We start from the raw sequence: 25,982 nt of genomic DNA on the forward strand, positions 1-25,982 counted from the left end.
TTTCACGCACACCTAATTCTTTAGCCCAAGATTGCTTAGGGGAGGATACCGTTCCAATGGATGTGGTGTTCACTCTGGTGGGTGAACACTACGTGCCTCTGACATTTCGTCCCGTCACCGGGAACTCGCGTTTCCGGGTCGGGATTTCGATCGTCGCTCCGACGACTGCGTGTTTTCCCGTCCGATAATCGGCACCGGTAGTCGAAACTAAGGTGTTTACATATACCTTATATTGGTCTATATGTGTTTATAATACACTTAGCCATAATGGATTAGCCTCTTATATCTGTTCCCGCTACGGGGGTGTATGTCACAGCCACATATGGAGTCATCCACCGAGCGTTCACAGGGGCTCGCCGACCCCGCGGACGCACGGTCGAACTGCGGCGTCGGTGTCGTCATGGATCTCGATGGGGATGGGGGCCACGACATCGTCGCCGACGGACTCGAACTGCTCGAAAACCTCGAACACCGCGGGACGACCGGCGCGGAGAAAGACACCGGCGACGGTGCCGGCATCATGCTCCAGACGCCCGATTCGTTCTTCGAGAGTGTCCTCGAGACCGATCTCCCCGAGACCTACGCCGTCGGCTCGCTCTTTCTGCCGCAGGACGACCGGGCACGTGAGCAACTCCGCGATCTCGCTGCCGACACCTTCGACACCTACGATCTCGAGGTCCTCGAGTGGCGCGACGTCCCGACGAACAACGACGATCTCGGCCGGACGGCCGTCGACTCGGAACCCGACGTTTTCCAGGTCGTCGTCGCACCCGAGGACGATCTCTCCGAGGACGACTTCGACCGCCGGCTCTACGTCGCTCGACGCGCGCTGGAAAACGCCGTCGAGGACGCCGACATCGAGAACAAAGAGCGGTTCTACGTCGTTTCGCTGGATGCCGATACTGTCGTCTACAAGGGGCTGCTCAAGGGCGTCCAGGTCCCCGCCTACTACCCCGATCTCACCGACGAGCGGATGGAATCGACGTTCGTGATGGTCCACGAGCGGTTCTCGACGAACACGCTCGGCGCGTGGCACCTCGCACATCCGTACCGCAACATCATCCACAACGGCGAGTTCAACACCATTCAGGGCAACATCAACTGGATGCGGGCCCGCGAGACCGACATCGAGAGCGACGTCCTCTCCGATCTCGAGGCGGTCAAGCCGATTATCGACGATCCCGATCAGTCCGACACCGCAAGCGTCGACAACGCCCTCGAACTGCTGATGCAGGACGGTCGCGACCTCGCACACGCCCTGCGAATGCTCGTTCCCGAGGCCTGGCGGGGCGACGACGCGATGGATCCCGATCGGAGGGACTGGTACGACTTCCACGCGTCGCTGGTCGAACCGTGGGACGGTCCCGCGCTCGTGGCGGCGACCGACGGCGAACGCGTCGGCGCGGTGCTGGACCGTAACGGACTGCGCCCGTGCCGGTACGACGTCACGACCGACAACCAGCTCATCATGGCCAGCGAGGCCGGCGCGCTCGAGACCGAGCCCGGGAAAATCGAAGAACGTGGCCGTCTCAAGCCCGGCCAGCTCTTCCTCGCCGATCCCGAGGAGGGGCGGGTCATCCCCGACGAGGAAGTCTTCGACGACCTCACCGACGACCGATACGGCGAGTGGGTCGACCAAGAGCAGGTCCATCTGGACGACATTCGGACCACGAACGATCGTTCGCCACAGACGGAAATCTCGGCACTGCGCGACCAACAGGCCGCGTTCGGTTACACGCACGACGAACTCGAGAACCTGATCGAGCCGATGACCCAGAAGGGGAAAGACCCCGTCGGCTCGATGGGCGACGACACGCCGCTGTCGGTGCTGACCGAGTTCAACCGACCGCTGTTTTCCTACTTCAAACAGCTGTTCGCACAGGTTACGAACCCGCCGCTTGATTACATCCGCGAGGAACTCGTCACCTCGATGGAGTCGCGGCTGGGCTTCCAGCGCAACCTGTTAGACGAATCGCCCGAACACGCCCGCCAACTCGTGCTGGACTCGCCGATCCTGACCGACGCCGAACTCGAGTCGATCCGTGACTGTTCGGCCAACGGGATCACGTCCGCGACGATCGACATCACCTACGAGCCCGAGGGCGACGAACTCGGCGCGGACCTCGAGGCCGCGGTCGAGCGCGTCCGCGAGGACGTCGTCGACGCGATCGAGAACGGCGGCCACGACGTCATCGTCCTCTCGGATCGGAACGTCGATGAGGACCGGGTCGCGATCCCGAGCCTGCTGGCGACCGGCGGCGTCCACCACCACCTCGTGCGCAACGGCCTGCGCAATCACGTGGGCCTCGTCGTCGAGTCGGCCGACCCGCGGACCGTCCACCACTTCGCGACGCTGGTCGGCTACGGTGCCGGCGCGGTCAACCCGTACCTGGCCTACCAGACCATCGAGGACATCACCGCCGGCCCCGACGGTGCCGACACCGAGGTCGCCATCGACGCCTACGTCAACGCCGTCGAGGACGGTCTCCTGAAGATCATGGCCAAGATGGGAATCTCGACCGTCGAGAGCTACCAGGGCGCCCAGATCTTCGAGGCCGTCGGCCTCGATTCGGACCTCGTGGCCGAGTACTTCGAGGGCACCGAGAACCGTACCGAGGGGATCGGCCTCGCCGAGATCGAGGAGGACCTCCGCGAGCGCCACGCGACCGCCTTCGGCGACGACGGCGAGGAGTCCGACCTCGACCGCCACGGCGAGTTCGAACACCGCTCGGGCGGCATCCACCACCAGTGGAACCCCGACACCGTCGGCGCGCTCCAGCAGGCCGTCCGCTCGAACGACTACGAGCGCTACCAGGAGTTCGCTGCAAAGATCAACGACCAACAGGAGAACCTCCAGACCCTGCGTGGCCTCCTCGAGTTCGACTCCGACCGTGATCCGATCCCGGTCGAGGACGTCGAGCCGATCAAGGACATCGTCCAGCGGTTCTCGACGGCCGCGATGTCGCTTGGCTCGCTCTCGCCGGAGGCCCACGAGAACAACTCGATCGCGATGAACCGGCTCGGCGCCAAGAGCAACTCGGGCGAGGGCGGCGAACCGCCGGAGCGGTTCAACACCGAACGCGAGTGTAACGTCAAGCAGGTCGCCTCCGGCCGGTTCGGCGTCACTTCGACGTACCTCTCGAACGCCGACGAACTACAGATCAAGATGGCCCAGGGCTCCAAGCCCGGCGAGGGCGGCCACCTCCCCGGCTCGAAGGTCAACGAGATGATCGCCCACGTCCGCAAGTCCACGCCCGGCGTGGGGCTGATCTCGCCGCCGCCGCTGCACGACATCTACTCGATCGAGGACCTCAAACAGCTGATCTTCGATCTCAAGGCCGCCAACGAGACGGCCGACATCAACGTCAAACTCGTCTCCGAGGCCGGCATCGGGACGGTCGCGGCGGGCGTCGCGAAGGCAAACGCCGACGTGGTCCACATCTCCGGCCACGACGGCGGGACCGGTGCCTCGCCCAAGACCTCGATCAAGAGCGCCGGCCTCCCGTGGGAACTCGGCCTCGCGGAAGCCAACCAGATGCTCTGTCGGACCGGCCTCCGGGACCGCATCCGCGTCTCCGCCGACGGCGGGATGAAGACCGGGCGCGACGTCGCCGTCGCCGCCCTGCTGGGTGCCGAGGAGTACATCTTCGGCACCGCCTCGCTGGTCACCGGCGGCTGCGTCATGGCTCGGCAGTGTCACAAGAACACCTGCCCGGTCGGCGTCGCCACCCAGCGCGAGGACCTGCGCAAGCGGTTCCCCGGCGAGCCCGAACACGTCATCAACTACATGACCTTCATCGCGCAGGAACTGCGCGAGATCATGGCCGAACTCGGCTACGAGACGATCGACGAGATGATCGGCCAAGTCGACGCCCTAGAGCAGCGCGACGACGTCGACCACCCGAAGGCCCGCAACGTCGACCTCTCGGAGGTGCTTGCCGACCCCGGCAGCGAGGTCCGACGCAAGATCCGCGAGCAGGACCACGAACTCGAGGACCAGCTCGACCGCGACCTCATCGCCGCCGCGGCCGACGCCATCGAGGACCAGGAGCCGGTCAGTCTCGAGACCGAGGTTACCAACGTCGACCGCACCGTCGGCGCGATGCTCTCGAACCGGATCACCGACCGCTACGGCGAGCCCGGCCTCCCCGAGGACACCATCACCGTCGACGCGGAAGGGACCGCCGGCCAGAGTTTCGGCGCGTTCCTGGCAAGCGGCGTCTCGATGCACTTAGACGGCAGCGCCAACGACTACGTCGGTAAGGGCCTGTCCGGCGGCAAGCTCACGATTCGAACGCCCGAGACCGCCGCCTACGACCCGACCGAGAACGTCTCGATCGGCAACGTCGCGCTCTACGGCGCGACCGACGGCCAGCTGTACGTCAACGGCGTCGCCGGCGAGCGCTTTGCAGTGCGCAACTCCGGCGCCAAGGCCGTCGTCGAAGGCGTCGGCGACCACGGCTGTGAGTACATGACCGGCGGCGTCGTCGCCGTGCTGGGCGAGACGGGCAAGAACTTCGCCGCGGGGATGAGTGGGGGCGTCGCCTACGTCTACGATCCCGACGACGAGTTCGAAGCCAAGGCAAACACCGGCATGGTCTCGCTCCACGACGAACTCGAGGAGAAAGACGAGCGGATGCTCCGTCGACTCGTCGAGAACCACGTCGCCTACACCGGCTCCGAGCGGGGTGAACTCCTGCTCGCAAACTGGGAGCGCGCGCTCGAGGCCTTCGTGAAGGTCATGCCCGAGGCCTACTACGAGGCGATCACCGAACAGGGCAGCGACGACGTGCGCAACGAACTGCCCGGCGAACCCGAGGCCGCGGCCGCGGCCGAATCGGCCAGCTTCGCGGCGAGCGACGACTGATTCCGTCGGCGCGTTTTTCTTCGGTTCGCGCCGGCCGACACGCCCGTCCCCGGCGCTCGACTACTCCGACAGCCGCGCATGGAAATACGGGAACCGAGCGTCCTCCTCGTCGGCGAGCGCGTCAGTGAACTCCCCCGCCGTGACCAGTTCGAACCCGGCCGATTCGAGCTGCTCACGTGTCGCTTCCGCCCCGGCCATATGCCACTGCATCTCGGTCCCGGTCTCGAGCCAGTTCGGGTTCGAACCAGTCCACTCGGTCCACCCTTCCGTGAGGAGGAGCCGTCCGCCGGGCTTGAGAACGCGTTCGAACGCCTCGATCGCCGTCTGATGGTCGTCGGTCGGGACGTGAATCAGCGAATACAGTACCGTGACGGTGTCAAACGTGTCCGCAGCGAACGGCAGTTGACTCATCTCTCCCTGACACAACGCTGCGTCGGGAACGAGTCGCGTTGCCGTCTCGAGTTGCCCCCGCGAGAGGTCGAGCCCGACGGCTAGCTCCGGATCGCACTCGTTGGAGGGGTCGAGGGCGTACTCGAGCGCCGGGGTTCCGTGTCCGCAGCCGGCATCGAGGAGGCGACACCCGTCCGGCACCGCATCGAACAGCGCCGCGAGCGCTGCCGACTCGGACTCGTCGTGCGTTGCGACTCGCTCGCTCGTGTACGTCGCCGTGATTTCGTCGTACGCACAGCGGACGTCTTCCCTGTCGACCATGGCTGCCCGTCTCCCGTGAGCGACAAGTGCCTTTGGTCGCCGTGCGGTTCACTCCTGCCCGAGCGTGTGAAACTCGTCGTTGGGCCGCATCTCGGCGAACGTCGCCATGCGATTGCTCATGTTGTAGTACGCGGTGACGGCTCCGATGTCCCAGATCGCCTCCTCGCTGAAGCCGGCCTCCCGTAACGCCTCGAGGTCGGCGGGCTCGACTTCGGTCGGCCGCTCGGTCAGCTTCACGGCGACGTCGAGCATCGTTCGGTGGGCGTCGTTGATGTCCGCGGTCCGATAGTTCGCAACCAGCTGGTCCGCGAGGTGCGGGTCCTCGGCGTAGATCCGGACGAGCGCGCCGTGGGCGACGTTACAGTAGTAGCAGTGGTTGACGCCGGAGACGGCGACGACGATCATTTCGATCTCCTCGCGCTCTAAGGCGGTGTCCTCGACGAGCGCGTCGTGGAACTGGAAGAAGGCCCGGAAGTGCGAGGGCTTGTACGCGAACGCCGAGAACACGTTGGGCGTGAACCCGGCCTCCTCGGTCTCCTCGGCGATTCGCTCCCGCAGGTCCGCAGGGAGGTCGTCGAACGCGGGAACCGGGAACCGAGCCATCGCGTCGTCGTCCAGTTCCGCTGTCGGTTCGGCCGTCGAGTCAGTGTCGGAATTGGCCATAGCTACCGTTTTACAAGGAGGCGTAAGAACGCACCGGCGAAGTGGGCGTTACTGGTCGACGACGCCGCCCGCGTCGACTGCGGCGGTTCGAACTGTCGGTGCGTCGGGAACCGCGAGGAGGTGTGCCTTGCAGTCACAGTCCGACGCGCCGAACCCGTCGACCGGATCCCCCGGCAACCCGGCCGCCAGTTCGCACTCCCGATCGGCATCGGGGAACGTGATCACGGTCTCGAGTCGTGTCGCGGGATGGCCGAGCAGGTAATCGACGTGCCAGTGGCGCGTCTCGCGGTCGCCGGCGGCCAGTTCGCGGTGGCGATCGACCCGGCTGAAGCCGCCGGGGCCGAACGCCGACCCGACGTACGCATACGCGCCCGCGGCAAATTCCCGCTCGCCCAGCGCCCCGACCTCGATGGTCGCCGCTCGCGCCGCCTCGATTACGAGAACGTACGTGCCGCCCATGTCGCACCCTCGGAACGGGGCCGACAAAAACGAGGGTGATGTCGCTCGGCGGGAGTTGGCGTCTGCGGGCCGCGTCTCAGCGCGACCGCTCCTCGTCCCGGTCTTCGGGGGTCGGATCGCGCTCGTGAACGTGCCGTCGGTTGCCCATGTCGTCGTCCTGGAACTGGCGGTTCTCATCGCCGCTCGAGCCCCGCGACTCGCGGGACTCGGTCCAGTCCCCCTGTTCGGAGCGGCGTCCCTGCTGGCGGTACTCGAGGCCGCCGCCGGATTGCTGCTCGCGGTTCATGCGCTCGCCGGTGGTATCGCGGTCCTCGCCGCGGTCGAACTGCTGGGTGTCGCCGTAGTCCCGTTGCGAACGGCCCGTTCCCTGCACACTGCGGTCCCGCTGCCGTCCGGGTTCGTGGCCCGCGCTCCGCTGGTGGCGACGGGACTCGGGCTGGCCCTGTTGGTACTGGCTCCCGTGTTGCTGCCCGCGGTGCTGTCGGCCCCGTTCGCTCGTCGTCGCGCCCGGCTGGGCATCGCGGTTCTCGTGCCAGCGCTGCTGGGCTCCCTGCCGGTCGTCGACCGTCGCCGTCTCCTCTCGGTGCTGTTGGGACTGGCCCCCCGTTCGGTGTCCCTGTTCCGTGGGGCCGCGCTGGCCGTGTTGGTCCTGCTCGCCGGGTTGTCGCCGCTGCTGGCCTTGTTCGTGCTGTCTCTCCATCCCGCCTCGCTGCTGGCTCCGTTCGCCGTAGTCGCGCATCCCTCCTTGCTGCTGTCCCTGTCCGCGTCGGCCCTGCATGCCGCGTTGCCCGCCACGGTGTTTCTCATGGCGGGCCTCGCCGCCGTACTCGAGGTTGGCCTCCTGCATCGCGTTCGTTTCGAAGCCGCTGTCCCCCCTGCGGCCGCCCTGCTGTCCGGCCCCGCCTCGTCGTCGGCCGGACTGCTGGCCGCGCTGGCGGTCGGCCCCCTGACTCCGCTCGCGACGCTGGCCCGACCCCTGCTGCTGGCGGTCGGGCTGGCGACCTTCGGCCCGGCGCTGTTCCTGTCCGCGTTCAGGGCCCTGTGTCCCTCGATCCTCGCTCTCGCCGCGGCTGAAGAGGCCGTGGAGCCAGCCGCGGTCGCTGTCCTCGCGGTTCCGGTCGCCGCCTTGGTCCCGCGTGCCGCGTCCGCGGTCGGTCGATCGCTCGGTACGCCGTCGATCTCGGTCCCGGTTTCGGTCGGTCATGGTGTGGCTGTAGATCGTCTCTCACTGACGCTCGAACGACGCGCCCGCCGCTGGTCGGTGTGTGACTGCGGTCGGTCCTATACCGAACGTCGGGATAAAGCCTGAGCGTGCGTTCGCGTGCAGTCGGCATCGGAACTGACCCTCCACTCCCCGGCCGCTACCGGCGCTGGGCCGACTGGGTGGACCCGTTCCCGAGGTCGCGGGCCTGTCGGGTGTCCGTGTTCGGGCCAAACGCGAACAGCCCGCGGGCGGGCTCGTAGTCGTACGTTACCCACTGGGGGAGAAACGCCGCCCCGGTCAGTTTCCGGACCGCGAGCTGTTTGTGCCGAGTCTCCGCCGCGCTCCCATCGCGCAGCCGCAGGTCGACGATCCCGTCGAAGACCCGCTCGGTTTCGGGATACGCCGCCTGCCCCGCCGTCGTGGCTGCGGCGACGATCGGGACGAACCGTGCCGTACAGACCGTCGCCCGAACGTCTTTCACGAAGTCGTGGACGAGCCCGGAACCCGAAAGCGACTCGAGTTCGTCCAGCGAGTCGATCGTCACCAGCCCCGTCTCGGTCATCTCGAGGTCGTCGAGCGCCCGGTGAAGCCCGGTTGCCACCTCGCGGCGGTCGCCCGGATCCTCGACCTCGATGACCGCGTCGGCGGCGGCCTCGCCGAGAAAGGTCGCCCACTCGTTTCGCCCGGCGCGAAACTCGTCGCGGTCGTCGAGCCGATGGGTGAAACAGTCGACGATCCGCAGGCGGTCGCTCTCCAGCGCCGGCAGGACGTTCCAGCCGTTCTCGTAGAAGCGCTCGAGCGTCGCCGTCGGCGGGTTCGCGACCGAACAGACGACCGCGGGTTCGCCCCGCTCTAAGGCGCGCCAGACGAGTTCGGTCCCGAGTTCGGCCCGGCGGGTGCCCTCGTCGCCCGATAGGAGGAGCATCGAGTCGGCCGGGATCCCGTTCGGAACCAGCGAGTCCAGCGGTTCGACTCCCGTCATCACCCGCTTGTAGGCGTCGGGGTCGGGCATCGTCGCGCCGTCGTCGACGGCCTCGCGGCAGGCGGCCGAACAGTAGCGCCCGTCCTCGTCCGCTTCGGGCTCGCCGGGGATCGGATAATGGCAGTGATCGCACTCGAGGGGGTACTCCCGGGCGCGATCCGTCCAGAGCTGGTCGGACATATCGACCCGCCCTACCACCGACGGCGGCAAAGAACCCGTCCCTGCAGGCGACCGTACTGACCGGCTGGGCCTCGCTCGAGTCGGTTTCGTCCGCTTTTCAGTGACGCTTTAGTCCGACTATAGTAGCCGCTGAAACGATTTACACACTGATCGCAACGCCGTCGTTCGATCAGGTGTGCAATGACTTTCGGTGGCTACTATAGCGAACGTCGACGGGGGTTCGCGGGGGATTCCAGCCGATGCCATCAGTGCCTCTCACTTCGGCCCGATCAGTCGATCTGCGGTGGCGCGCGCTGTCGATCGGCCAAACGATAGTGAGGTCGATCGACGACACTGTGCGAGGGATGAGCGAACGAAGTGAGCGAATCGGCTGGGGAGGGTGAGGCCCTTCCGTGTTGCCACGATAGCAGAACACTCGTTGTACCGTCCCTTTCGATCGAGGCCGTTCTGCTATCGTGGCTACTAGGGAGTACCACGTCCTCCCCAGCCGATTCATTCGTTCCCGTTGGTCACTCACTCATCCCTCGCACAGTGTCATCAACTGCTCTCGCCGTCGTTCGAGCAGTTGAGAGCGCGCGCCACCGCACGTTCGAGTCGGATGGCATACGCAAGTCTGCTTTCAACACGGCGCTCGAGCGGCCCCACTGCTCTCGACCCGATACCCACCGACCGCTCGTCCGCCATCGTTTTCCCCGACAGCGGTGACGGGCCGGTATGGACGACGCCTTAGTCATCGGCGGCACGCGCTTTATCGGCCGCCACCTCGTCGCGGACCTACTCGACCACGACTACGACGTGACCCTGTTCACGCGGGGCACCCGCGAGAACCCCTTCGCGGACGACGACCGCGTCACCCACGTCGAAGGCGACCGGACGAACGACACGGCCCTCGAGGCCGCTGCAACGACCGTCGACCCCGACGCCGTCTTCGACTGCGTGGCCTACCACCCGAAGGACGTCCGGGCCGCGACCCGGATCTTCGCGGATTGCGAGGCCTATGTTTACGTCTCGAGCGGCGCGGCCTACGGCCGCGAGGAGATCCCCAAGCGGGAGGGCGAGACGCCGCTACACGAGTGTACGCCCGACCAAGCGACCGACGATAGCTTCGAGACCTACGGCAACCGGAAGGCTGAGGGCGACCGGGCGGCGTTCGCGGCGGCCGACGACGGCGTGCCTGCGATGGTCGTCCGGCCGCCGATCGTCTACGGCCCCCACGACTACACCGAACGACTGAACTGGTGGATCGACCGCGTGAACCGCTTCGACCGCGTCGTCGTCCCCGGCGACGGGACGAACCTTCGCCATCTCGTCTACGTCGAGGACGTGGCCGCCGCGCTGCGGATCGTCGCCGAACGCGGCGAGCCCGGCGAGGCCTACAACGTCGGCGACCGGCGGCTCGTCCCGCTCGAGGAACTGGTCGACCTGCTCGCGGACGCGCTCGAGACCGATGTCGAGATCGTCCATGCCGGCCCGCGCGAACTCGCAGCCGGCGAGATCTCCCTCGAGGACTACCCGCTCTACCGGTCGTACCCCCACGTCCTCTCGACGGCGAAACTCGCCGCGCTGGGCTGGGAATCGACGCCGCTCGAGGACTCGCTGGCCCGGACGGTCGACGATCACCTCGAGAGCGATTGGGACGGCGACGACAACGGCCCGGACCGCGAGGCCGAGGAGCGCGTGCTGGCGATCCTCGAGACGCTTTAGGCGTCGCGGAGCCGCTCGAGGCGTCGGCTCGTCGACGGCCGTGGTGCGAGCCGTTCGTGGACTCGACTCCGGTCGTCGGCCAGGTCGGTGCCGGCCTCGATCGCGCTCGCGAGGGCGTCCGTACCGACCGCCCGCGCGGCGCGCCGATCGGCGGCGAACTCGGCGCGCTGGAGCGTTCGGGCGAGCAGCGGCCCGGCGACCGCGAGGCCGACGAGCCCGACGGCCAGCGACACCCAGACGGTCAGCGTCAGGAACAGTCCGAAGAGGACCGCGACGACCAGCGCCCGTCGCTCGAGGAGCCATCGTTCGTCCGCGGCGCTGGCCCGCGCACACAGTGCCGTCAGTCCCTCGTCGTCGAGGACCTCGAACGCGTAGTCCGTGGCGTACGCGCGTCGGTTCCAGAACGGCCCGTCGAGGTATATGCCGGCGACCTCGGTTTCGCGGCCCGGGATCACGCCGGCGATCGTCGCGGCCAGTTCGGCCCGGTCGGCCGCGGCCTCGAGCCGTCGGCGTTGGTCGGGCGTCGGCGCGGTGATCGTCTGCGAGAGCCGAACGCTGTACTGGAGCCAGCCGTAGCAGCCGACGGCGAGGACGACGAACAGGAGCGGGATCCACAGCGGGCTGGGGTCGGAGGCGGCGACCAGTGCCGTGAACGGCGCGAGCGCGACCACCACGAAGAGCGTAATCGCCCCGAGGTACTTTGCGAGGCGGCCGACCGCCGTCACGGCACTGATCTCGAGGTCGCGCCGTTCGCGGGCGAACGGAAAGACGCCGAGGTACGCGACCAGGACGGCGGCGATCGTTCCGCCCGCCGTCGGGAGCCAGGAAAGCGGCGCGGCGACCCCGCCCGCCAGCGCCGGATGGACGGCCGCGAGCGCGCGTTCGGTCGCGTCGACGAGGCCGCCGAACGCGAGGACGAGCAGGGCCACGAGGCCGACGACGGCGAGGAGCCGATACGTCCCGCGGGAGCGGTCCTCCGCATCGGTGCGTCGGAGCGAATACTTGCCGTAGTACCGGCCCCCGACGTAGCCGCCGGCGAGCAATCCGAGCCAGAGCGCGAGTAGGCCGAGCATACGCGGCCATTGGAGTTGGAAATCTTATAATATCGCCGATCGTGTCGACGGATCGTTTCGCCGCCGGTGATCGCTCGCTCGAGCGGGCCGTCGGAGCCGATCGCGACGTCATCACCGCCGTCCCGGACCGCGTCGGGGATCGTTCCGGTCGGGGCGCTGAGGAAAAGCACATGTCCCGGGGGTGTGTGGGATCCGGTATGTTCGAGAAGTCGACGTGGATCCGCCTCCCGCGAAACGTCGTGGTCGGCCACGGCGTTCGCAGCCAAGTCGTCGACGTGGTCGACGATCTCCACCTGCAAGGGCGGCCGCTGTTCGTCACGAGTCCGACGCCCCGCGAGGTCGCCGCCGATCCCATCGCGGCCGACTTCGAGGCCGCCGGGATCGAGCCCGCGATCGTCACGATCGAGAAAGCGACCTTCGACGCCGTCGAACGGGTGATCGAAGTCGCCGAGGCCGAAGGAGTATCCTATCTGGTCGGCATCGGCGGCGGGAAGGCCATCGACATCGCAAAACTCGCCAGTCACCACCTCGAGATGGGTTTTTGCTCCGTTCCAACGGCGGCGAGCCACGACGGGATCGTCAGTAATCGCGGCTCGGTGCCGGACGGCGACTCCAGACACAGCGTCGCCGCCGAACCGCCGCTGGCGGTCGTCGCCGATACGGGAATCCTCGCCGACGCGCCGTGGGAGCTGACGACCGCCGGCTGTGCCGACATCATCTCCAACTACACCGCCGTCATGGACTGGCGGCTCGCCCAGCGGCTGCAGGACGTCGAGTACTCCGAGTACGCCGCCGCGCTCTCGGAGATGACCGCCGAGATCCTAGTCGACAACGCCGACCTCATCCGGCCGGGCCTGGAGGAGTCGGCCTGGGTCGTCACCAAGGCGCTGATGTCCTCCGGCGTCGCGATGAGCATCGCCGGTTCCTCGCGGCCGGCCAGCGGGGCCGAACACCTCTTTTCGCACCAGCTCGACCGACTGGCACCCGGTGCGGCCTTACACGGCCATCAGGTCGGCGTCGGCTCGATCATGACTGCCTACCTCCACCAGGGAGCGGACGGGATCTGGCGGGCCATCCGCGACGCCCTGGCGAGTATCGACGCGCCGACGACCGCGGCGGAACTGGGCATCGACGACGAGACCGTCATCGAGGCGTTGACGACCTGCCACGAGATCCGCGACCGCTACACGATCCTCGGCAGCGGAATGAACGAGCGGGCGGCTCGAGACGTGGCGACGAAAACTGGCGTCATCGATTGACTGGCAATCGAATTCGCGGTCGGCGGTGCGAACCGTTCGATTAGCCGAGGTCCGTTCGCCGGAACTGCCACGCGCCCAGCAACAGCGGGACGACGATCCAGCCGGCGAGGATCACGAGCATAAACCAGCCCTGGATGTAGAACGGATTGCTCCCGGCCGTCGTGGCCTGCAGGGCGGTGAAATCGTCCGGAAAGACGAGTTTCATCCCGTTGAGGTAGGCCCCGGTCGGACTGAGGCTGAAGATGAGGTCCAGCAGCGAGTCGCTGTAGTCGACGCCGAGTTCCTCGAAGACGAACCTGGCCATCTGGACGGGGCTGACCGGCAGGAAGTTCCATCCGAGGTTGAACACGAAGAAGAAGCCGATCGCGCCGCTCATCGCCCGCGAGCGACTCGCGGTGGCCGCGGAGATCGCGACGGCGACGGCGACGTACGCCAGCGCGTACAGCAGCGTCAGTGCGACGAAAGCGGCGTAGCCGTCGTACTCGAGGGTCATGTCGGGGACGAGTACCTGTGCGGCGACGATCCCGATGGCGAACGCGATCAGCAGCGACGCCACGACGACGCCGGTGCGGGCGAGCAGTTTGCCGACGACCACGTCCGACCGCGAGACCGGGAGACTCAGCTGGTAGCGAATACTGCCGGACTCGCGCTCGCCGGCGATCGAGAGGTACGCCGCGACGATCGCGACCAACGGGATGACCAACGCTCCGCCGATCCCGGCGAGACTCCACAGGACCATGTAGAAGTCCGGCTCCGGACGACTGCTCTGGCCCCAGTAGAAGATGAGCATGAACAGGGCGTACAGCAGGGCAGGGATCCAGACGAGCTTGGCCCGCCGAACGTTCAGGAAGTCCCGCTTGGCAACGGAGAGCGCGCTCATGCGGACACCTCCTGTTCTCGCTGCTCCGCTTCCGGCGCGACCGATCCCTCGTCCGCGCTCTCGGCCCCGGTGTACTGGTTGAACAGCTCCTCGAGCGAGGTATCTGTCGAAAGGATATCGGTCACGATCGCCCGCTCGTCGATGTGGCGGACGATGTCGACCTTGACTGCGGGCTCGTCACAGACCGCAGTGACGGTATCGCCGTCCGCGGAGACCCGCTGCACCCCCTCGATCGAGCCGACGTCGAGCGCGTCGGGATCCACCGCCTCGGCGAGTTCGACGTCGATCGTCGCCGCGCCGGTCGACTCGTCTCGGAGGTTTTCGATGCTGTCGAGGGCGACGAGCTGGCCCTCGTTCATGATGCCGACGCGGTCACAGACCGCCTCGACCTCCGAGAGGATGTGACTCGAGAAGAAGACGGTCGTTCCCGAGTCGGCCTCCGCTCGAAGCAGTTCCCGCATGTCCTGAATCCCCGTCGGGTCGAGCCCGGAGGAGGGCTCGTCGAGGAGCAGTAGTTCGGGATCGCCGACCAGCGCCATCCCGAGGCCGAGGCGCTGGCGCATCCCCTTCGAGAAGCCGCCGGCCGTCCGGTCGGCGTCCTCGAGGATCCCGACGCGCTCTAACAGCGCGTCGACGTCGGTATCGACGCCTTTGGTGTCGGCGACCCACTCGACGTGTTCGCGGGCGGTCAGGCGCTCGTAGAGGGTTGCGCCTTCCGGGAGGACGCCGATCCGCTCGCGGATCTCTCCGGTTTCGTCCTGTGCGTCGTAGCCCAGCACTGTCGCGCTCCCGTCGGTGGGCCGGACGAAGTCCAGTAACATGTTGATCGTCGTCGACTTCCCGGCCCCGTTCGGACCGAGAAAGCCGAAGATCTCTCCCTCCTCGACGGTCAGGTCGAGGTCGTCGACGGCGAGGACCGAGTCGCCGTACCGCTTGGTCAGCGAGGTGGTTTCGATGGCGGCCATACCCGACAGTCCGCGATACTGTCATGTATATGTTTTGTAATAAGCTCGCGAACGAGTTCGACGGCGAGGGCCCGATCAGACGTGTTCGTCGAGGAAGTCCGCGATCTCGCTGTAGGCCTCGATACGGTTCTCGAGTTTCGAGAAGCCGTGGCCCTCGTCTTCGAAGAGCAGTTTCCGAACGGGGACGCCCTGCTCGGCCGCCCGGTCGGCGATCTGTTCGGCCTCGCCGACGGGCACGCGGGGATCGTTTTCCCCGTGGAGGACGAACAACGGGGCCGCGATGTTCTCGACGTTGTTGATCGGCGAAATCTCTTCCAAGAACTCGCGGTCATTCTCGAGGCTCCCGTACTCGGCTTCCCGCAACTCGCGCCGCCAGTCGCCCGTGTTCTCGAGGAAGGTGACGAAGTTGGCGATCCCGACCACGTCGATGCCGGCGGCCCAGAGGTCGGGGTACTCGGTTAGCGCGGCCAGCACCATGAAGCCGCCGTAGGAGCCGCCCTTCGCGGCGATTCGGTCGGGATCGATTGCGTGGTGGTCTTGCAACCACTCCACGCAGGCCCGGATGTCGGCGACCGAATCCATCCGATTTTCGACGTCGTCCAGCGCCGCGTAGTCCGCGCCGTAGCCGGACGACCCCCGGACGTTGGGTTCGAAGTAGGCGTAGCCCCGATCGAGGAAGTACTGCTTGACACTCGAGAACGAGGGGCGGCGCTGGCTTTCGGGGCCGCCGTGGATGTCGACGATGACGGGTGTCTCGCCCTCGGTGTACTCGTCCGGAAGGGTGAGAAAGCCGGGTACGTCCAGCCCGTCGAAACTCTCGATGTCGACGAGGTCGGCGCCGTCGAACGACTCCCGAGGGATGCCGGCGGTCGGTGCGTCGGTCCAGCGCTCGGCCTCGCCAGTCTCGATATCGACCACGAAGACGTTCGTGTTGACCGCGTCGCCGCTCGTCGAGAGAGCGAACCGTTCGGCGTCGGGGTCGAAGCTCACGCCGCCGGCCACCCCGCCCGGCAGGTCGGGGTCAGGGAAGGTCTCGAACGCGGTCGGGTCGTCGGGATCGAACTCGCCGACGGTCAACTCGGTGTAGCCCTCGACGTTGCGCGAGCAGACGAACCGGCCGGTCTCGTCGTCCAGCGCGATGCCGTCGACGTTCCACCCCTCGCCGTCGATGACCGTCTCGAGGTCGTTCGTCGCCAGGTCCAGATACGCCAGATAGAGCGTGTCGGCGTCGCCCTCGTCGGTCACGAGGTAGATCCCCTCGCCGTCCGGAGCCCAGCTCGCGCTCTGGTAGCGGACGTCGCCGTCGTGGGGCGTGAGATGATCGAGGTCGGGCTCGTCGGCCTCGAGGTCGAGGACGTAGAGGTCCTGATCGAAGTTGGAGTAGGCCTGCGAGACCAGCAGCCGGGAGTCGTCGGGGCTCCAGCCGGACAGCGAGAGCCAGCCGTCGCCCTCGTAGACCAGTTCCGCTTCGTCGCCGGTCGCGTCCCGGTCCTGCACGTAGACATCGAAGACCGACTCGTCGCGGCGGTTCGAGGTGAAGGCGAACCGGTCGCCGTCGTGGCTCCAGCCGCCCCAGCGGTGTTTGGCATCCGGCATCGCGGTCAGGGTCTCGATCTCGCCGGTCTCGGCGTCGAGTCTGAACAGTTGGGCGCGTTCGTTGCCGCCCTCGTCCATCCCGAAGATCAGTTCCGGTCGCTCGGGCGACCACGAGGCGAAGGTCACCCGCTCGTCGTAGAACGTCCGCTGTTCGGGCCACTCCTGCGGTCCTTCGAGGGTCCAGACCTGCGACGTGCCGGTCGTATCCATCAGAAAGGAGAGTCGGTCCCCCTCGGGACCGAACGAAGCACCGTGGGCACTGCGAATGTTGAGGTAGCGCTCGATGTCGTAACCCATGCCAGGGCCGTACGGACGCGGGGGAGTAATCGTTTCGGTCACCGGCCCCCTCACGAGCCCGCGGTACCCAGTAGGGACCGATTTCTCGCAGTCGGCCCGTGGACGCTCGCTCGAGCGCCGTGGCCGGATCCGTTCGTCCCTCTCGCGGAATTGCATCGGTTAACAAAGCCGTCCGAGGGAGTGGCGTCACTCGATGGCAACCGAAACCGACGCCTCGTCGGTCGGCGTCGTCCTCGTGACGACCGTTCTCATCCTCGCGGCCTTCGGGCTCACCGTCGCGGCCGTCGGGTCGGAACTGTTCGTGGGGGATCCGGTCGAGGACTCGACGACCGACGGCGGAGTCGAGCAGCCGGAGTTCGACGTGGAAAGCAACGATTCCGACAGCGACGACGGTGACGACGGCGCTTCGAGTGACGACGGCGGGGACGAGAACGGCGATGAGGCGTTCGGGGATGGAGATCCGGATGACGAGAACGACTCGGACGGCAACGAAAGTGACGAGCTGGATGATGCGGACGATTCCGTTGGCGACGATGACGACGACAGCAACGAGACGATCGGAGGCGACGATGACGACGACAGTGACGAGACGATCGGAGGCGACGATGACGACGGTAGCGACGAGACGGACGGTGGGGACGACGGATCAGACTCGGAGGAAAGCGATACCGAGGACGAGGACGGCAGTGACGGTGAGACGGAGACCGACACCGAAAGCGACGACGACGGCTTTTTCGAGGGTATCGACTCGTTTTTCGGCGATGACGACGACTCCATCAACGACAGCGGTGACTGACTTCTTCCACGACTGACGTCGTGGGTTCGTGTCGGTCACGGACCAAGCGCCCGACACGGACGGGGATCGCCACGCCGGAGTTTCGTGGTCGACTGCCACGGTTCGGGCCGGGCCAGCCCGGCCCCGACAGGGACCGGCGGCCGCCCGCTCACGCGAATCCGCGGGCCGACGAATCGAGTGAAAAAAGTGACTTTATAGCCCGGGGCTCCGTTGCCGCCGAGTATGCGAATCGCGTTCGTCTCGTTCGAAACGGCTCACCACCGCGATACCGAGACGAACCAGCGGTTCCGAACCGTCTGTGAGATCCTCGCCGAGAACGGCCACGACGTCCACTGCTACTGTGCGGGCTTTTGGGCCGGCGAAGACGCGACGTTCGAGCGAAACGGGATTACCTATCACGCGGTCTCGAGCGGCCTCGAGGCCCGGAGTTCGTTTCTGCTTCGTCTTCCGTTCGTCCTCGCCGCCGCGCGCCCGGACGTGATTCACGCCAGCGCCGAGCCGGCGAGTCAGGTCGTCGCCGCCAAGTGGGGCGCGCGGCTCGCGCGGGCCCCGCTCGTCCTCGAGTGGTACGGCGACGGCGGCGTCACGGAGACGCGCTGGACGCGGGCCGCCGCCCGGCGACCGGATCGGATCGTCACCCCGTCGTCGCTCGTCACGACGTGGGTCCGCGAACTCGGTGCGGACGGTGACCTCGTCGAAGCCCTCCCGAATCCGATCGACTGCGACCGAATCCGGGCGGTAGAGCCGGCCGAGCAGGTCGACGTGATCTACGCCCGCCGACTCGACGAGGGGGCCAACCTCGAGAGCCTGCTGTTGGCCCTCGCGGAACTTCGGGATCGCGAGTGGTCGGCGACGGTCGTCGGCGACGGGCCGGAACGCGATACGTACGAACGGCTCGCGAGTGACCTCCGGATCGAAGACCGCGTGACCTTCGCCGGCGACCTCGACCTCGAGGAGCGGATCGCGGCCTACCGTGGCGCACACGTCTTCGCCCAGACGGCCGACCACTGCGTGTTCCCGACGGAGATGCTGTGGGCGCTTGCGGCCGGCTGTGTCGGGCTCGTGGAGTATCACGTCGACTCGAGCGCACACGAACTCGTCGAGGGCTGGGACCGGGGGTTCCGGACCACCAGCGAGACCGAACTCGTCGAGGCCATCCTCGCGGCCCGGGACCTCGAGCATCGCGAGTACGACGACCGGTTCGCCGACTACGACCGATCGGTGGTGGCCGAACGGTACCGCGACCTGTACCGAACGGTTCGGGACGAGTACGGCGTGCTGTGATGCGGCCGGAGACAGCTATTTGTTAGTTCGTGAGAACATTCGGCTATGCACGACGACTGTGAGTTCTGCCGGATCGTCGCCGGCGAGCAAGCGGCACACGTTCTCTACGAGGACGAGCGGACGCTTGCCTTCCTCGACGAGAACCCTGCTACACCGGGACACACACTCATCGTTCCACGCGCCCACGCGGAGGAGGTAGTGACCGCTGACGAGCCGACAGCGGCCGCCGTCTTCGAGACGGTCCGAACCGTCGCGACCGCGCTCGAGTCCGTCCTCGAGCCCGACGGGTTCAGCGTCTTTCACACGAGTGGCCCGCTGGTCGGCAGCGTCGACCACGCCCACGTCCATCTGGTCCCCCGCCGAACGGACGACGACGTGCGACTGTCGCTGTCACGGACGCCGCTCGAGCCCGACGCGGCAGCCGACCTGACGGGCCGCGTCCGGTCGGTCCTATAGCTCGAATTTCGCGGCCGCCGTCTCCATGTCCTTGTCGCCGCGACCCGAGAGGTTCACGAGGATCGTGTCGTGATCGCCTGCCTCGGCGAGTTCGATCGCGCGAGCGATCCCGTGGCTCGACTCGAGCGCCGGGATGATCCCCTCGGTCTCGCTCAGTTCGCGGAAGGCCGCCAGTGCCTCGTCGTCGGTGACGCCGGTGTACTCACAGCGTCCCACTTCGCGGAACATGGCGTGTTCGGGGCCGACGCCGGGGTAGTCGAGTCCCGCCGAGACGGAGTGAACCTCGACGTCGTCTTCGATGACTCTGGTCTTCATCCCGTGAATCGTGTCGTCTTTCCCGTCCGCCAGCGGAGCGGCGTGACGGCTCGAACCGGCCCCCTCCCCGCCGCCCTCGGCACCGTAGAAGTCGACATCGTCGTCGCGGAAGGCATGAAAGAGCCCGATGGCGTTCGAGCCGCCGCCGACGCAGGCGACGGCGGCGTCGGGCAGGTCGCCGGTCCGTTCTCGGATCTGTTCGCGGGCCTCCTCGCCGATCACCGACTGGAAGTCCCGGACCATCCGCGGGAACGGGTCCGGGCCGACGACGCTGCCGACCAGGTAGTGGGTGTCGTCGACGTTCTCGGCGAAGTCCTCGAGCGCGGCGTCGACGGCGTCGGCCAGCCCCTCGTCGCCGCGGGTGACCTCGTTGACCTCGGCACCCATCAGCCGCATCCGGAAGACGTTCATCTCCTGGCGCTCGACGTCTTTGGCCCCCATGTAGATCTCCGTCTCGAGGCCGAGCAGTGCGCCGACCATCGCGGTCGCGGTGCCGTGTTGGCCGGCGCCGGTCTCGGCGATGAGCCGGTCGCGACCGGCCTGCTTCGCCAGCAGGGCCTGCCCGAGACAGTTGTTGATCTTGTGCGCGCCGCCGTGGAGCAGGTCCTCCCGCTTGAGATAGATGTCGGCCCCGTAGCGATCGCTCAAGTTCCGCGCGTAGTACAGCGGCGTCGGCCGGCCCGCGAACGTCTCGAGCAGGTCGCGTAGCTCCGACTGGAACTCGTCGGTGGCCGCGATGTCGTCGTACGCGGTGGCCAACTGCTCGAGCGGTTCCTGCAGGGGTTCGGGGACGTGTCTGCCACCGTACCCTTCGAATGCTCCGTTGGACATACGTCCGTGACTGACACGCCGGCGGCAAATAGCTTCTGTGCTGTCCGGCCGCGACGGGCGCCATTGACGGTACTTGGCGTCTCGTGCGGCCGGACGTTGTGGACGTAGCCGCGGCTTCGGAACGGAGCTAGTCGGCCGAGACCGCTTTGGACGTCGCCGATCCGGCGGCGGATCTCCGGAGCCGGCTCGTCGGTGCCGTGGATCGGCTGGTCGCCGAGGGTCACTTGACAGCTATCTGGAATGACACGGTATCGCCAGCCGTTTCGTGATCCTGCTCCGTCAGCCCCACATGGCTGTCCAAGCGAGCGATTCCGGCTATCCCAGCGTCGATCGGATGGTGCGTATTTTGCCGGCTTCTCGAACACGACTACGGCCGCGGTATTGGGTCCGGGTCGCTCCGCTCAGAACAGCAGGACCAGCGCCGCGAGCGAGAGGGCGCTACTGGCGAGCAGTGCGATCAGAACGACGACGGCGGGCGTCCATCCAGTGGTACGGAGATCGGCGAGTCGGATCTCGGTGCCGAGACCGGCGAACGCGACCACGAACAGCCAGTTGTAGGCGTTCTCGATCGATGCCAACTGGGCCGAAGAGAGGACGCCGGCGCTCGCGACGACGGCGAGCCCGAGAAATCCCAGCACGAACTTCGGGAACTCGTCCCAGAGCGTCCGAACGGAGGGCCGACTGTCGCCGGCCGCGCGTGCGTAGTAGCTCGCGTATGCGAGAACGACGACGCCGATCAGGGCGTTTCGCGAGAGCTTCGTCATCGTCGCCCACTGTCCGGCGGCCTCGGAGTGGGCGAAGCCGACGGCCACGACGGGTCCGGTCGAGAACATGCTGACGCCGGCCCACGTCCCGAATACCATCCCCGAGAGACCCAACAGATCGCCGACGATCGGGTAGACGACGATCGTGACCGCGTCGAACAGCAGGACCGTCGCGGCCGCGTATGCGATCTGCTCCTCGCGGGCCCGAATCGAGCCGGCGACCGCGACGACCGCCGAGACGCCACAGATGCTGGCACCGGCCGCGAGCAGCGACCCCATTCGGTCGGCAAGCCCGAACACGTTGCGTGCGAGGAGTTCCACGACCAGCAGCGTCGTCGCGGTCACGCCGACGACGAGTAGCAGGACGACTCCACCGACTTCGAGGACGGTCTCGAGCGAGATCGACGCTCCCATGAGTACGATCCCCGTGCCCAGCCAGAGCTTGTGCGTCTCGATACCGGGCTCGAGGAAATCGGGAACCCCGACGGCGTTCGCCGCGACGAATCCGAACGCGATCGCGAGCAGGAGATGATTGACGCCGAGCGCGCCGGCGAGCGTTCGTGCGAGGAGCGCACCCAGACAGAGAGCCAGCAGGCCCGGCAGTAGTCGACGCCCGTTCATCGCCTCACCACGGAATCTGCAACTCGAAGAGGGCGACGAGTGCGACGATCGCCGCGCCGATCAGCACGCTCTGCCAGTCGCGCTCGAGGACCGTCCAGCGATCCGTCACGGCGTCGCCGATCGGCAGCCAGCCATCGGTCGACATGTGTCCGTGTTCGAGAGACGGCCGTAGTTAACTGTTGTCGATTTCGTCGTAGATTGCGGCGTGTGTTTCCGCTATCCTCGACAGGCCGATTCGATCGACGGACTGTCGGTTCGCTTCGACGACTCGCTCGAGGCCGGGGACGCATTCGGGGGACGGCACCCGCAGCTCCCGCATGAGCGGCGCCGACCATCAGAGACGAGCGATCGTCCCGCTGCTTGCACGCACTGGCTCGAGGCCTCGAGCATCTCGGGCGGCACCGGGTGGGCGTTGAAACACGGGCTGTGGATCGCGAATCGGGCCGGCCGCGCTCGTCGGAATCGTTTATGTATCCCGTCGCCCGTAGCGTGGGGTATGTCTCGAGGGTTCGAGTGGTTCGACGCGTTCCGCGAGGTCGCCCCCGAGTGGGCCGTCGTCCTGCTCGGGCTCGTGACCCAACTGGGAGACGTCTGGTTCCTCGGGCTGATCGTGGGAGTCGCCTACTGGGGGGCGACGGCCCGCCGGGACGAGGCCGCCGCCGTACTCGGCGCGATGTTAGCTGGCCTGTCGCTGATCACGGGCCTGAAGCACGTCTTCGCCCTCCCCCGGCCCGAGCGGGTACTCGTGGAGGCGAGTGCGCTGCCGGCGGCGGTTCAGCCGCTCCACCGTGCGACGGCGACCGCGACTGGCTACGGCTTTCCGAGCGGTCACGCCCTGATGACGACGGTCGTCTACGTCAGCCTTGCCGAGTACCTCTCGGTCGGCACGCGACGGCAGCGGTATCTCACCGCCGCCGCGCTCGTGACGGTCGTCTGCCTCTCTCGGGTCGGGCTCGGCGTCCACTACCTCGTTGACGTCGTCGCGGGCGTCGGCGTCGGGCTGGCGTTTCTGGTCCTCCTCTGGCGGCTGCTGGATCGGTATCCGACCCGCCGCGGCACGCTCGGACTCGGGCTCGCGGTCGGGTTCGCCGCCGTCGCCGTCGCCACGAGCGACGCTGATCCCGACGCCGTCCTCCTGTTGGGTACGTCGATCGGCGCGTTCGCCGGCTGGCAGCTCCCGGCCCTCGCTCGAGGGCTCGAGGCCGGACGCGGTCCGATACGAACGAGCCGACCGCTCGCGGCGCGAGCCCTCGCCATCCTCCTCGCGGCCGCGTCGCTGGCCGTGCTTACCAGTATTTACTGGCCCGAACCGCTGCTCGCCGCGAGCGGGGTTCTCGGCGTCGTCGCCGCTGCGTTCGTCGCGGTGCCCGTTCTCTACCACTCGGACCTCGAGAACTGCCTTGGGCGTCAGTCGCCCTCGCGATCGCAGTAAGTCCGTCGGGGCGAGGGCCGTGTTTATTTCTCGTCTTCGTCCGCCTCGTCGTCCGTCGCCTCCGCGTTGTCCGTCGCCGCCTCGTCGTCCGTCTCCGACTCGGATTCGTCGTCATCGGGCGGCTCGACTTTCATCTCGGAGGCGTCCTCAGCGGGGCTGGCCTCCGGTTCCGTCTCCGCCGTCTGGGTCGGCTGGGCCTGAGTCGGGTCCGGCCCGGTCGCCTCGCTTGTCTCGTCGGCCATCGCGGTGTCGGAGACGTCTACTTCCACCTCGTCCGTTCCGGTCTCGCGTCGGGGCTCTCCCTCGTCGGCTCCGAGATCTGGCCGGGACTGCGAGGGGTCCTCGTCCGGCTCGTCGGTGAACTCGATCCGCGAGCCCGAGTCCGCGGGGTCGTCGATCCCCCGGTCGGCCGTGATCTCGCCGTCGCCCTCGATCTCGGACTCACGGCCGGAGTCGACCCGCTCGGCGGCCGCACTGGCCGCGTCCGAGACGTCTTTCCCGTCGGTGCCGCCCTCGATATCCGGCACGCCACCGCTCTCGGCGCTCGAGCGGCGTCTGCGAAGCCCGTACCCGGCGAGCGCGCCCCCGGCGACGGCAAGCGGGATCGCCCGCCGGCGGTTCGCGGCCAGCGAGCGGACCGCGGCCGCGAGCAGGAGGCCGCCGCCGAGAACCGACAGGGTCCCGCCCCCGAGCGCGTCGGATGCCGCTGTGAGTCCGCTCTCCGGGTCGACCAGTTCCTTGCGGTCCGTGAGATCCTCGATCCCGGGTCGGTCATCGATCGATTCGTCGGTCGTCGCGTCGTCGTGGGGTGCAGTCATCCGTTCATCGCTGGTACGCCGTCCGGCCGGATGAAGATTCGACCGGCAACTGACTACCCGGCCGGGACGGTCCCGGTCATCGCCCGCCTCGAGCGATATCGGATATTGCGGTTCTGGAGCGCTTCCGACGACAAATCGGGCGATAGAACTGATTACGGCCCTGCATACTCCGGGCTGGTGACCTTCCCTCCACCGCGTGGAGATACCCCCATCCATGTCGGACTCGAACGGACGTGACGACGAGTCACATCGTACTGTGCGGAACGTGGTTCTCGTGGTTCTCGATACGGCGCGATCGAAAAGCGTCGGACTGCAGGGGTTTTCCGAAGGGCACGTAGCGGACCCCGATCACGTCGGCTCGAAATCGCTTCCGGGTGACCGGGCGGCGGGCGACGACGGCGGGGGCGCGCGCCCGACGCCCGCGGTGGCGCGACTCGCCGCCGAGGGTGTCGCCTTCGAGAACGCCTTCGCGACCGCGCCGTGGACGCTGCCCTCCCACGCGTCGCTGTTTACCGGCACCTATCCCTCCGAACACGGGACCCACGGCGGCCACACTTATCTCGAGGGCGATCTGCGGACGCTACCGGAAGCCTTCGCCGACGCGGGGTACGAGACGGTCGGCGTCTCGAACAACACCTGGATCACCGAGGAGTTCGGCTTCGACCGCGGCTTCGACCGATTGCGCAAGGGGTGGCAGTACATTCAGGCAGACGCCGACATGGGCGCAGTCGTCCGCGGCGAGGACTTCCGGGAGAAACTCGACGCGACCCGTGAGCGACTCTTCGACGGCAACCCCGTCGTCAACGCCGCCAACATCCTCTACAGCGAACTGCTCCAACCGGCCGGCGACGACGGCTCCGCCCGCGCGGTCGACTGGACCGCCGACTGGCTCGAGAGCCGACGCGACGACCGTCCTTTCTTCCTGTTCTGTAACTTCATCGAACCCCACGTCGAGTACGACCCGCCCCGCGAGTACGCCGAGCGGTTCCTCCCCGATGGGGCCGGCTACGAGGAAGCGACGGCGATCAGGCAGGATCCCCGCGCCTACGACTGCGAGGACTACGAGATCTCCGACCGGGAGTTCGCCATGCTGTGGGGCCTCTACCGCGCGGAACTCGCCTACGTCGACCATCAGGTCGGCCGACTCCGGACTGCACTCTCCGACGCCGGCGAGTGGGAGGACACCCTGTTCGTCGTCTGTGGCGACCACGGCGAACACGTCGGCGAACACGGCTTCTTCGGCCACCAGTACAACCTCTATGACACCCTGCTGAACGTCCCCCTCGTCGCCCACGGCGGCCCGTTCACCGGCGGCGACGCCCGCCACGACCTCGTGAGCCTGCTCGATCTCCCCGCTACCCTGCTCGAGACGGCCGGCGTCGACGACCCCGCGCTCCGCGAGGGGTGGTCGAGCCGGTCGCTGCATCCCGACTCGGACGACAACCCCCGCGAGGCCGTCTTCGCCGAGTACGTCGCCCCTCAGCCCTCGATCGAGCGCCTCGAGTCCCGCTTCGGCGCGATCCCCGACCGCGTCCGCGCGTTCGACCGGCGGCTGCGGGCGGTCCGGACGGCCGACTACAAGTACGTCCGCGGCGACGACGGCTTCGAACGGCTCCATCACGTCCGGTCGGATCCGCTCGAGGGGACGGATATCACCGGCGAGGAACCCGAGCGGGCCCGGGACCTTCGGCGGCGACTCGAGGCGCGGTTCGACCCACTCGAGGCGGCCGGAGAGTCGGGCGAGGTCGAGATGCGCGAGGGGACCAAAGACCGGCTCGCGGATCTGGGCTATCTGTAACGAGCGACGTCATCGCGAGACGAGCGG

The 25,982-nt window shown here is 67.4% G+C and carries 21 protein-coding genes; 8 read left to right on the forward strand and 13 right to left on the reverse strand.

Features of this window, described 5'->3' with window-relative positions; translation table 11 throughout:
• The first annotated feature begins 307 nt into the window (after positions 1-307).
• Positions 308-4,867, forward strand: coding sequence for a glutamate synthase large subunit (gltB, locus tag ACERIM_RS05355; protein WP_373631623.1), 4,560 nt, complete (start codon positions 308-310; stop codon positions 4,865-4,867).
• A gap of 60 nt (positions 4,868-4,927) precedes the next feature.
• Here gltB and ACERIM_RS05360 read toward each other — a convergent pair whose 3' ends face one another.
• From ACERIM_RS05360 to ACERIM_RS05380, 5 genes are all read right to left on the reverse strand, one after another.
• Positions 4,928-5,578 (reverse strand): class I SAM-dependent methyltransferase, encoded by a 651-nt coding sequence (locus tag ACERIM_RS05360; protein ID WP_373631624.1) that lies wholly within the window; start codon positions 5,576-5,578, stop codon positions 4,928-4,930.
• Positions 5,579-5,626: 48 nt separating this feature from the next.
• Positions 5,627-6,241 (reverse strand): peroxidase-related enzyme, encoded by a 615-nt coding sequence (locus ACERIM_RS05365; protein WP_373631625.1) that lies wholly within the window; start codon positions 6,239-6,241, stop codon positions 5,627-5,629.
• A gap of 48 nt (positions 6,242-6,289) precedes the next feature.
• Positions 6,290-6,700 carry a DUF123 domain-containing protein gene (locus ACERIM_RS05370; RefSeq protein ID WP_373631627.1) on the reverse strand — a complete coding sequence of 137 codons (411 nt, stop codon included), beginning with the start codon at positions 6,698-6,700 and terminating at the stop codon, positions 6,290-6,292.
• Positions 6,701-6,776: 76 nt separating this feature from the next.
• Positions 6,777-7,904, reverse strand: coding sequence for a hypothetical protein (locus ACERIM_RS05375; RefSeq protein WP_373631628.1), 1,128 nt, complete (start codon positions 7,902-7,904; stop codon positions 6,777-6,779).
• 157 nt (positions 7,905-8,061) lie between these two features.
• Entirely contained in the window at positions 8,062-9,066 is a 1,005-nt protein-coding gene (locus ACERIM_RS05380) for an RAD55 family ATPase (RefSeq protein ID WP_373631629.1), read from the reverse strand.
• A 714-nt stretch (positions 9,067-9,780) separates the two neighbouring features.
• Between ACERIM_RS05380 and ACERIM_RS05385 the strand changes: the two genes are divergently transcribed.
• A complete protein-coding gene (locus tag ACERIM_RS05385; protein ID WP_373631630.1) occupies positions 9,781-10,770 on the forward strand; it encodes an NAD-dependent epimerase/dehydratase family protein in 990 nt (329 codons plus the stop codon).
• Here the strand turns inward: ACERIM_RS05385 and ACERIM_RS05390 are convergent.
• Positions 10,767-11,843, reverse strand: coding sequence for a peptidase (locus ACERIM_RS05390; RefSeq protein ID WP_373631631.1), 1,077 nt, complete (start codon positions 11,841-11,843; stop codon positions 10,767-10,769). The genes ACERIM_RS05385 and ACERIM_RS05390 overlap by 4 nt on opposite strands.
• A gap of 197 nt (positions 11,844-12,040) precedes the next feature.
• Here ACERIM_RS05390 and ACERIM_RS05395 point away from each other — a divergent pair, with 197 nt between their 5' ends.
• On the forward strand, positions 12,041-13,102 hold the full coding sequence (locus ACERIM_RS05395; RefSeq protein WP_373631632.1) for an NAD(P)-dependent glycerol-1-phosphate dehydrogenase: 1,062 nt from the start codon (positions 12,041-12,043) through the stop codon (positions 13,100-13,102).
• A gap of 40 nt (positions 13,103-13,142) precedes the next feature.
• On the opposite strand, the gene ACERIM_RS05400 is transcribed toward ACERIM_RS05395, so the two are convergent.
• From ACERIM_RS05400 to ACERIM_RS05410, 3 genes are all read right to left on the reverse strand, one after another.
• The gene (locus tag ACERIM_RS05400) at positions 13,143-13,982 is read right to left on the reverse strand and encodes an ABC transporter permease subunit (RefSeq protein WP_006647905.1); all 840 of its coding nucleotides are present in this window, start codon (positions 13,980-13,982) and stop codon (positions 13,143-13,145) included.
• Positions 13,979-14,947: an ABC transporter ATP-binding protein gene (locus tag ACERIM_RS05405; protein WP_006647904.1), complete on the reverse strand. Its 969-nt coding sequence runs from the start codon at positions 14,945-14,947 to the stop codon at positions 13,979-13,981. The genes ACERIM_RS05400 and ACERIM_RS05405 overlap by 4 nt, the downstream gene beginning before the upstream one ends.
• Before the next feature lie 75 nt (positions 14,948-15,022).
• A complete protein-coding gene (locus tag ACERIM_RS05410) occupies positions 15,023-16,840 on the reverse strand; it encodes a prolyl oligopeptidase family serine peptidase (RefSeq protein WP_373631633.1) in 1,818 nt (605 codons plus the stop codon).
• 193 nt (positions 16,841-17,033) lie between these two features.
• On the opposite strand from ACERIM_RS05410, the gene ACERIM_RS05415 reads away from it, so the two are divergent.
• The 3 genes from ACERIM_RS05415 (at position 17,034) to ACERIM_RS05425 (ending at position 19,376) form a co-directional block, all read left to right on the forward strand.
• Complete coding sequence (locus ACERIM_RS05415; protein WP_373631635.1) at positions 17,034-17,636, forward strand: hypothetical protein; 603 nt, start codon at positions 17,034-17,036, stop codon at positions 17,634-17,636.
• Positions 17,637-17,858: 222 nt separating this feature from the next.
• Entirely contained in the window at positions 17,859-18,920 is a 1,062-nt protein-coding gene (locus ACERIM_RS05420; RefSeq protein WP_006647901.1) for a glycosyltransferase family 4 protein, read from the forward strand.
• Between the two features lie 45 nt (positions 18,921-18,965).
• Positions 18,966-19,376 (forward strand): HIT family protein, encoded by a 411-nt coding sequence (locus tag ACERIM_RS05425; protein ID WP_006647900.1) that lies wholly within the window; start codon positions 18,966-18,968, stop codon positions 19,374-19,376.
• Here ACERIM_RS05425 and trpB read toward each other — a convergent pair.
• The 3 genes from trpB to ACERIM_RS05440 form a co-directional block, all read right to left on the reverse strand.
• Positions 19,371-20,522, reverse strand: coding sequence for a tryptophan synthase subunit beta (trpB, locus tag ACERIM_RS05430; protein WP_373631637.1), 1,152 nt, complete (start codon positions 20,520-20,522; stop codon positions 19,371-19,373). The two genes, ACERIM_RS05425 and trpB, sit on opposite strands and share 6 nt — an antisense overlap.
• A gap of 401 nt (positions 20,523-20,923) precedes the next feature.
• Entirely contained in the window at positions 20,924-21,907 is a 984-nt protein-coding gene (locus ACERIM_RS05435) for a YeiH family protein (RefSeq protein WP_373631639.1), read from the reverse strand.
• 4 nt (positions 21,908-21,911) lie between these two features.
• On the reverse strand, positions 21,912-22,052 hold the full coding sequence (locus ACERIM_RS05440; protein ID WP_373631640.1) for a hypothetical protein: 141 nt from the start codon (positions 22,050-22,052) through the stop codon (positions 21,912-21,914).
• Positions 22,053-22,403: 351 nt separating this feature from the next.
• Between ACERIM_RS05440 and ACERIM_RS05445 the strand changes: the two genes are divergently transcribed.
• On the forward strand, positions 22,404-23,339 hold the full coding sequence (locus tag ACERIM_RS05445; protein WP_373631641.1) for a phosphatase PAP2 family protein: 936 nt from the start codon (positions 22,404-22,406) through the stop codon (positions 23,337-23,339).
• Positions 23,340-23,362: 23 nt separating this feature from the next.
• Here ACERIM_RS05445 and ACERIM_RS05450 read toward each other — a convergent pair whose 3' ends face one another.
• Positions 23,363-24,157 (reverse strand): hypothetical protein, encoded by a 795-nt coding sequence (locus ACERIM_RS05450; RefSeq protein ID WP_373631642.1) that lies wholly within the window; start codon positions 24,155-24,157, stop codon positions 23,363-23,365.
• A gap of 214 nt (positions 24,158-24,371) precedes the next feature.
• Between ACERIM_RS05450 and ACERIM_RS05455 the strand changes: the two genes are divergently transcribed.
• Positions 24,372-25,955 carry a sulfatase gene (locus ACERIM_RS05455; RefSeq protein ID WP_373631644.1) on the forward strand — a complete coding sequence of 528 codons (1,584 nt, stop codon included), beginning with the start codon at positions 24,372-24,374 and terminating at the stop codon, positions 25,953-25,955.
• The last annotated feature ends 27 nt before the right edge of the window (positions 25,956-25,982 follow it).

The sequence above is a fragment of the Natrinema sp. H-ect1 genome (assembly GCF_041821105.1).
GTDB lineage: Archaea > Halobacteriota > Halobacteria > Halobacteriales > Natrialbaceae > Natrinema > Natrinema thermotolerans.